The following is a 6,964-nucleotide window of genomic DNA, read 5'->3' on the forward strand; positions in this document are numbered from 1 at the left end:
CGCAAGGTGGCCGACGCGCTCAACGACGAGTCCAGGGCCGTGCGCGGCAGCCGCGTCCTGGTGCTGGGCGTCGCCTACAAGAAGGACGTCGACGACCTGCGCGAGAGCCCCGCGCTCGAGATCATGCGCCTCCTCCAGGAGCGCGGGGCGTGGGTGTTCTACCACGACCCGCACTGCCCGGTGATCGCCGACGACGGCCACACGCCGCTCAGGAACCTCCCCATGCGCAGCGCGGATCTTTCCGCCGAGCTGCTGTCGGCGATGGACGTGGTGGTGATCGTGACGGACCACTCCGCGGTCAGCTATCGGAAGGTGGCCGAGCACGCGCACCTGGTGGTGGACACCCGGGGGGTGATGCGGGGGGTCGAGGGCGGCGCGCGGGTGGTGGGGCTCGCCGGGGAGCACCGGCCGGAGCCGGTCGTGGAGCCCACCATCGCCGCTGCCGACTGATCCGATGCGAACCCTCCTCCTGCTCGGATCCCAGGCGGACCTGGTGCGGGCCGCGCCCATCTTCGGCGCCCTGCGCGAGTTCGGCGAGGACGGCCTCCTCGCCTACACCGGCCACCCCGGCGACCTCCCGCCGCTGGAGGCGCTCTTCTCCGAGCTGCAGGTGCCGGAGCCGGCCTGTTCCCTGGGGATCGAGCCCGGGAGCCACGCGCAGCAGATCGTCCAGGCCATGCAGGCGCTGGAGCCCCTCACCGCGGAGATGCGCCCGGACTGGATCGTCCTGGTGGGAGAGACCGACGCGGCGCTCACCTGCTCGTTCGTGCTCTCCAAGCTCCGGGCCGAGGTGGGCTTCCGCATCGCCCGGCTGGAGGCGGGCTCGCGCGAGGGCGACTGGCGCGTTGCCGACGAGGCGAACCGGATCCTCATGGACCACCTCGCCGACCTCCTCCTGGCCCCCAGCTACGAGGCCTTCGCCAACCTCACCCGCGAGGGGGTCTCCAAGGATCGGGTGGCCTTCGTCGGCAGCATGCTGATCGACACCCTCTTCTCGCTCCTCCCCCGCGCCATCGGCCTGGGATACCCCGGCCGCTTCGGGCTGCTGCGCGGCGGGTACGTGGCGGCCGTCCTGGAGCACCCCGCCACCCTGGGGCGCCCGGAGGCGCTGCGCGCCGCGCTGGAGGGGATCCGCGGGGTGGCGGAGGAGATCCCGGTGGCGCTGGTGCTCCCCCCGCTCGGACGCGCCCGGCTGGAGGAGCTCGGCGCCGCGCCGCTGCTGGAGACGCTCTGCGACCCGCGCCCCGAGGGGTACACGGAGGTGCTCTCGCTGGTGGAGGGCGCCGGCGTGATCCTGACCGACTCCGCCGAGATGGAAACCATGGCGCAGGGGATGGGGATCCCCTGCGTCTCGCTCCGCTCCCGCCAGGCACGCCCCGGCGCCGCACGCGCGCAGACGGCGCGCGTGGCGCAGGGCCCGCCCGAGGCGGTCGCCGCGGCGGTCCGCGAGGCCTGGGCCGAGGGGCGCACCCGCCCGGGGGAGCACTGCCCCGAGGGGTGGGACGGGCGCGCTGCCATGCGGGTGGTGCAGTCGCTCCTGCACTTCGATCCGCCCGGGTCCCCAACCGAGTCCCGACGCCTGACACACACGATCCGGAGCTGACCGGCACGGGCCCCTCCGGCCCGCGTCCGGCGCTCCGCACCCGCGCTCCCTGCTCTCGATGAGTCGCTACGAGGAAGTGAAGGAGGACCTGCGCCTGCGCCCCCGCACCTGGCTGGTGACGGGCGTGGCGGGGTTCATCGGCTCGAACCTGCTGGACGCCCTGCTCGACCTGGGGCAGACGGTGGTGGGGATGGACAACTTCGCCACCGGGCACGCCCGCAACCTGGACGACGCCCTGCGCGGCGATCCCGACCGCCTTTGCCGCTTCCGTTTCCTGGAGGCGGACATCCGCGACCCGGAAGCCTGCCGGGAGGCGTGCCGCGGTGTGGACCACGTGCTGCACCACGCGGCGCTCGGCTCGGTGCCGCTCTCCATGGAGCAGCCGCTCCTGGCCAACGACGTCAACGTGAACGGCTTCCTGGCCGTGCTCAGCGCCGCGCGCGACGCGGGGACCCGGCGCTTCGTCTACGCCGCCTCGTGCGCCGTCTACGGCGACGACCCCTCGCTTCCCAAGACCGAGGACGCCGTCGGGCGGGCGCTCTCGCCCTACGCGGTCACCAAGCACGTCAACGAGCTGTACGCCGGGGTGTTCCAGCGCAGCTACGGGATCCCCACGGTGGGGCTGCGCTACTTCAACATCTTCGGACGCCGGCAGGACCCGGAAGGCCCCTACGCGGCGGTCATCCCCATCTGGGTGAGGAACCTGCTCACCGGCGAGCCCTGCGCCATCAACGGCGACGGGGAGAACAGCCGCGACTTCTGCTACGTGGAGAACGTGGTGCAGGCCAACCTCCTGGCCGCCACGGCCCCGGACGAGGCCACCGGCGAGGTGTACAACGTGGCCTGCGGCGAGCGCACCACGCTCAACCGGCTGTTCGGGCTGATCCGCGACGGCCTGGCGCGCCACCACCCCTCCCTGGGCGAGGTCCGGCCCCTGTACCGCGAGGCCCGGCCCGGCGACATCCGCGAATCGCAGGCGGACATCACCCGGATCCGCGCGCGCCTGGGCTTCGAGCCGACGCACTCGGTGGCCGACGGGCTGCACGAGGCGCTGGCCTGGTACGCAGAGGACCTGGCGCGCGGGGAGACCCTGCCGCTGGACGAGCCGGCGGCCGGCGCCGTCGCGGTGGCCTGAGACGGCGCCGCACCCCCCGGGGCGGAGCCGTCCCCGGGGTGTGGCGCCGCACCCACGCTCGTGCGGTCCGTGGAGCGCCGCGGACGGCCGCCCCGCATCCAACACGTGTTGCGCGGGCGCCTGGAGCGCGGCAGTATGGAGGCGGTGCGGCGGCTTCCAGTCCGCGCCGGCTCGCCTGCCCTGTCACGACTCACTGGAAAGCCATGATACGTCCGCGCCGTCCCACGGAGTGGGTCCTCTGCCTCGCAGCCGCGCTCGCCCTCGCCGCCCCGGCGGCGGCGCAGAGCGTCACCAGCGGCGCCCTGGAGGGAACCGTCCGGAGCGCCGATGGGAACCTGCTCACCGACGCGAGCATCCTCCTCACGGACGCCTCCGTGGGGTCCACGCGCCCCCTCGCCGTCGCCCCGAACGGCCGCTTCACGGCGACCTTCCTCCCCGCCGGGAGCTACGACCTGCTGGTGGAGCGCGTCGGCTTCGCGCCGCAGCAGCTCGTCGGGGTGCCGGTGCGGCCGGGGCGGCGGCTGGATCTCCGGATCCGCCTGAACCCCGCCTCCACTGCCGCGGGGGTGGACACGGTCCGCTATGGGACCGGCGTCCTGGCCTCCTCGCGGGCCGGGGGCGGACAGTGGTTCACCCCGTGGGAGGTGGCCGCCCTCCCGGCCGAGCGCTACGGGCTGGACGAGCTGGCGCGCCTCACCAGCAACGCGGGGCCGGGGCTGGAGGTGGAGGGCCTCCCCGCGCGGATGACCGGGGTGCTCATCGACGGGGTGCCCTTCGCGCCGGCGCGGCGCCCCGGGGCCGGGGCGGACCCGGCGGGGCTGGTGGCCTTCCCGCTGCAGGTGCTGCAGCAGGCGGAGCTGGTCACCGGCGCGCCGGACGTGGAGTGGAGCGGCTTCGGGAGCGGGCTCCTGAGCGGCTACACCCGCCGCGGCACGCGCGACTTCCGCGTGTCGGGCTTCGGAAGCTGGGGGACGGGCTCGCTGGACGGGAGCGCCCCGTTCGGCCCCGGCTCGGTTTCGCACGCCGGGATGCAGGGGGGCGTGCTCCTGAGCGGCCCCATCGTCCGCGACACCGCCAGCTTCGTGCTGGGGGTGGAGGCGCGCCGCTTCGAGACGCCGCTGCAGTACGGGAGCCCCTTCGTGGCGGCCGCGGACAGCCTGGTGGAGGTGGCGCAGAGCGCGTACGGCGTGGCGCTCGGCGGGGCGGACGCGAGGCTCCTCACCACCGAGGTGCTCTCCGGCTTCGGGCGAGTTGACTGGCAGTTCTCCAGCGCGCACGCGCTCACCGTGCGCGCCAACGCGGCGTCGGTGAGCGCGCCGCAGGGCGCGCTGGGCGCCTGGCTAGGGCGCGTGGGCGGGGGCTCGGAAGGGCTGGACCTGTCGGTCGCCGCCACGCTCGCGTCGCAGCTCGGCGAAGTGGTGGCGCAGGAGGTCCGGCTGGGGGTGGAGCGCAGCCGGCGCGAGCCCTCCGGCGCGGCCGCGGGAGGGCGGCTCCTCCCCTCCACCGCGATCGCCTCGGAGGGGCTGGAGCTGGGCTCCGGCGGCGCCTACGCGGGGACCTTCGACCGCACCGTCCTGTACGCCTCCGGCACGCTGCAGGGCCGCGCGGGCGCGCACCTGCTGAAGGGGGGTGCCGCGGTGAACGCCGCGAGCTACGAGGGGAGGTACGTCCCCGGCGGCACCGGCGAGTTCTTCTTCCCCACGCTCGGCGGCTTCGCCCGGGGCGAGGGGTACTTCGCCCAGCCGGTGGGGACGCTCCCGGTGGCGAGCTTCACGCTCCCCCGCTTCTCGGCGTACCTGCAGGACACTTGGACCGTCTCGCCCGGGCTGGACCTCCTCCTGGGCCTCCGCGTGGACGCGGACGTGCTCCCCTCGGGCGACGTCCGGCTCCAGGAGGAGTGGGCCCGGCTGACCAAGCTGGCGAACACCGAGATCGGCCGGACGAAGGCACTGCTCGGGCCCCGGGCCGGCTTCCAGTGGAGCCGGGGCGAGGAGAGCCCCTGGGTGGTGCGGGGCTCCGCCGGGATCTTCTACGACGCTGCCGACCCCGCCGTGATCGGCGAGGTGCTGGCGAACGACGGCCGCCTGAGAGTGCGGCGCGGCGCCGGCACGCTGGGCGAGTGGCCGGACGTCCCCCCGGGTGTGGGGACCGACCTGGGCCCGACGCTCACCCTCCTGGCCGAGTACCAGGCGCCCCGGAGCGCCCGCGGCGACCTCGGGGTGAGCCGGCTCCTCGCGCCGGGAACTGCGGTCCACCTGGCGTTCGCCTACCGGAGGACGGAGCTCCTCCCGCGGCGCGCGGACCTGAACCTCGCCCCCGTCCCCGCCGCCACCGACCAGAACGGCCGCCCCGTCTTCGGCACGCTCGCCAGGCAGGGGACGCTCCTCTTCGCGCAGCCGGGGTCCAACCGCCGCTTCTCCGGCTTCGACCAGGTGTTCGCCATCAACAGCGACGGGTGGTCGGAGTACCGGGGAGCCACGGTGGCCCTGGAGCACCGCCCGGGGGGGAGGCTCGGCGTCTTCGGGAGCTACACCTTCTCCGGAACCGAGGACAACTGGGTGGGCGCCCGCAGCGGGTGGGCGGACGCCATGCTGGCGCCCTTCCCGCGGGCCGCCGGCAGCGACTGGACCGAGGGCCGCTCCGACTTCGACGTGCCGCACCGCGCCACGCTGGGCGGGGAGCTGCGCCTGGGCGGAGCGGTGTCGCCCCGCCTGGCGGCGGTGTACCGCTTCCGCTCCGGCTATCCCTTCACCCCCGGGTTCCGCCCCGGGGTGGACGCCAACGGCGACGGCTCCGCCCGCAACGACCCGGCCTTCCTGGACCCCGCGGTGCCCGGCTTCGGGGCGGTGGCCTCCACCTGGAGCTGCCTGGCGGCCACCGGCGACTTCGCGGAGCGCAACTCCTGCCGGGAGGACGGGGTGCACTCGCTGGACGCGCGCGTCGCGCTGGACTTCCTGCGCGCCCGGGGCCGCTCCGCGAGCCTGGTGGTGGACGGCTTCAACCTGCTCTCTTCCAGCGCCGGGGAGCCCGACCGCGCCCTGTACCTGGTGGACCCGGCCGGGGCGCTGCAGAGCGCGGGCGGACGGGTCTCCGTGCCGCTGGTCGCGAATCCCAACTTCGGCAGCCCGATCGCCCGCTACGCGACCGGCCGCACGCTCCGCATCGGATTCCAGGTGAGCTACTGATATGCGCAATCTCTCGGTTTCCGCGCTCCTCCTGGGGGCGGCCGCCCTGGCGGCCGGCTGCGAGGGAGGGAAGGTGCTGGAGGTGGAGTCTACCGGCGCCGTCCGGGGCGTGGTCTTCCTCGACCGGAACGGCAACGGCGTGGGGCCCGAGCAGCTGGACCGCCCCCTCCCCGCGGCGGAAGTCCGGCTTGTGACGCCGGGCACCGGCGCCGTGGTGGCGAAGGCCACCGCGGACAGCAGCGGCGTCTTCCGCATCCTGAACGTCCCCATCGGCCGCTACGAGGTGATCGTGGACCCGGCGCGCCTGGGCGACAGCATCCGCCTGCTCGCGCCCACGCCCACCGCGGCGGTCCCGCCGAACGACACCGTCACCGTGGCCGTGGGGGTCACCTATCCCAAGTTGACGGTGGAGGAGGCGCGGACGTTCCCGGCGGGGCGGCGCGTCTTCGTGGAGGGGACGGTGGTGGCCGCCTACGCCGACACCGCGCACGTGAGCGGCGTTGAACGCTCCATCCGCGCGACGCGCCTGCAGGCCAGGGCGGGGGTAGGCGACAGCGTGCGGGTCCTGGGCGTCACCTCGCGAACCCGGGGCCAGCCCACGCTGGACGACGCGCTCGTCTTCCAGCTTCCCTCGCGCGTCGGCGCCCCGGCGCCGATGGTGGTCACCACCGGGACGGCCGCCACAGCGGGCGGGGGGACGCTGGACGCGGCGCAGGTGCAGGTGCGCGCCACGGTCGTGGACACGTTCAACGTGGAGGGTGAGTCGTTCCTGCGCCTGAACGACGGCTCCGGGCCGGTGGACTTCTTCCTGGGCTTCCGCCTCAACTTCCGCGGCAGCGGGTTCGTGCCGGGCGCGAGAGTCCTCGCCACCGGGGTGCTGGTACCCGCCCCGGGCGGCGCCGGCTGGTGGATCCGCTGGCGCAGGCCGGAGGACCTTCGCATCCTGGATCCCTGAAGGGCCACCAGCAGCCGGACCGCGCTCCGGATCGAGCGGCGGGCGGGGGCGGAACTGCGGCGGGGGCGGACGGGAAGGTTCCCGTC

At 74.9% G+C, this 6,964-nt stretch carries 5 protein-coding genes; all 5 read left to right on the forward strand.

Annotated features, from left to right (window positions below):
* Nucleotides 1-450, forward strand: a 450-nt coding sequence (locus tag VGR37_04395) for a UDP binding domain-containing protein (GenBank protein HEV2146635.1), incomplete at its 5' end; no start/stop codon positions are given.
* A 4-nt stretch (nucleotides 451-454) separates the two neighbouring features.
* The gene (locus VGR37_04400; protein HEV2146636.1) at nucleotides 455-1,603 is read left to right on the forward strand and encodes a UDP-N-acetylglucosamine 2-epimerase; all 1,149 of its coding nucleotides are present in this window, start codon (nucleotides 455-457) and stop codon (nucleotides 1,601-1,603) included.
* A 58-nt stretch (nucleotides 1,604-1,661) separates the two neighbouring features.
* Nucleotides 1,662-2,738 carry an SDR family oxidoreductase gene (locus VGR37_04405; protein HEV2146637.1) on the forward strand — a complete coding sequence of 359 codons (1,077 nt, stop codon included), beginning with the start codon at nucleotides 1,662-1,664 and terminating at the stop codon, nucleotides 2,736-2,738.
* Nucleotides 2,739-2,941: 203 nt separating this feature from the next.
* Nucleotides 2,942-5,923, forward strand: coding sequence for a carboxypeptidase-like regulatory domain-containing protein (locus tag VGR37_04410; protein ID HEV2146638.1), 2,982 nt, complete (start codon nucleotides 2,942-2,944; stop codon nucleotides 5,921-5,923).
* A gap of 1 nt (nucleotide 5,924) precedes the next feature.
* Nucleotides 5,925-6,878, forward strand: coding sequence for a carboxypeptidase-like regulatory domain-containing protein (locus VGR37_04415; GenBank protein ID HEV2146639.1), 954 nt, complete (start codon nucleotides 5,925-5,927; stop codon nucleotides 6,876-6,878).
* The last annotated feature ends 86 nt before the right edge of the window (nucleotides 6,879-6,964 follow it).

The sequence above is a fragment of the Longimicrobiaceae bacterium genome (assembly GCA_035936415.1).
Taxonomy (GTDB): domain Bacteria; phylum Gemmatimonadota; class Gemmatimonadetes; order Longimicrobiales; family Longimicrobiaceae; genus JAFAYN01.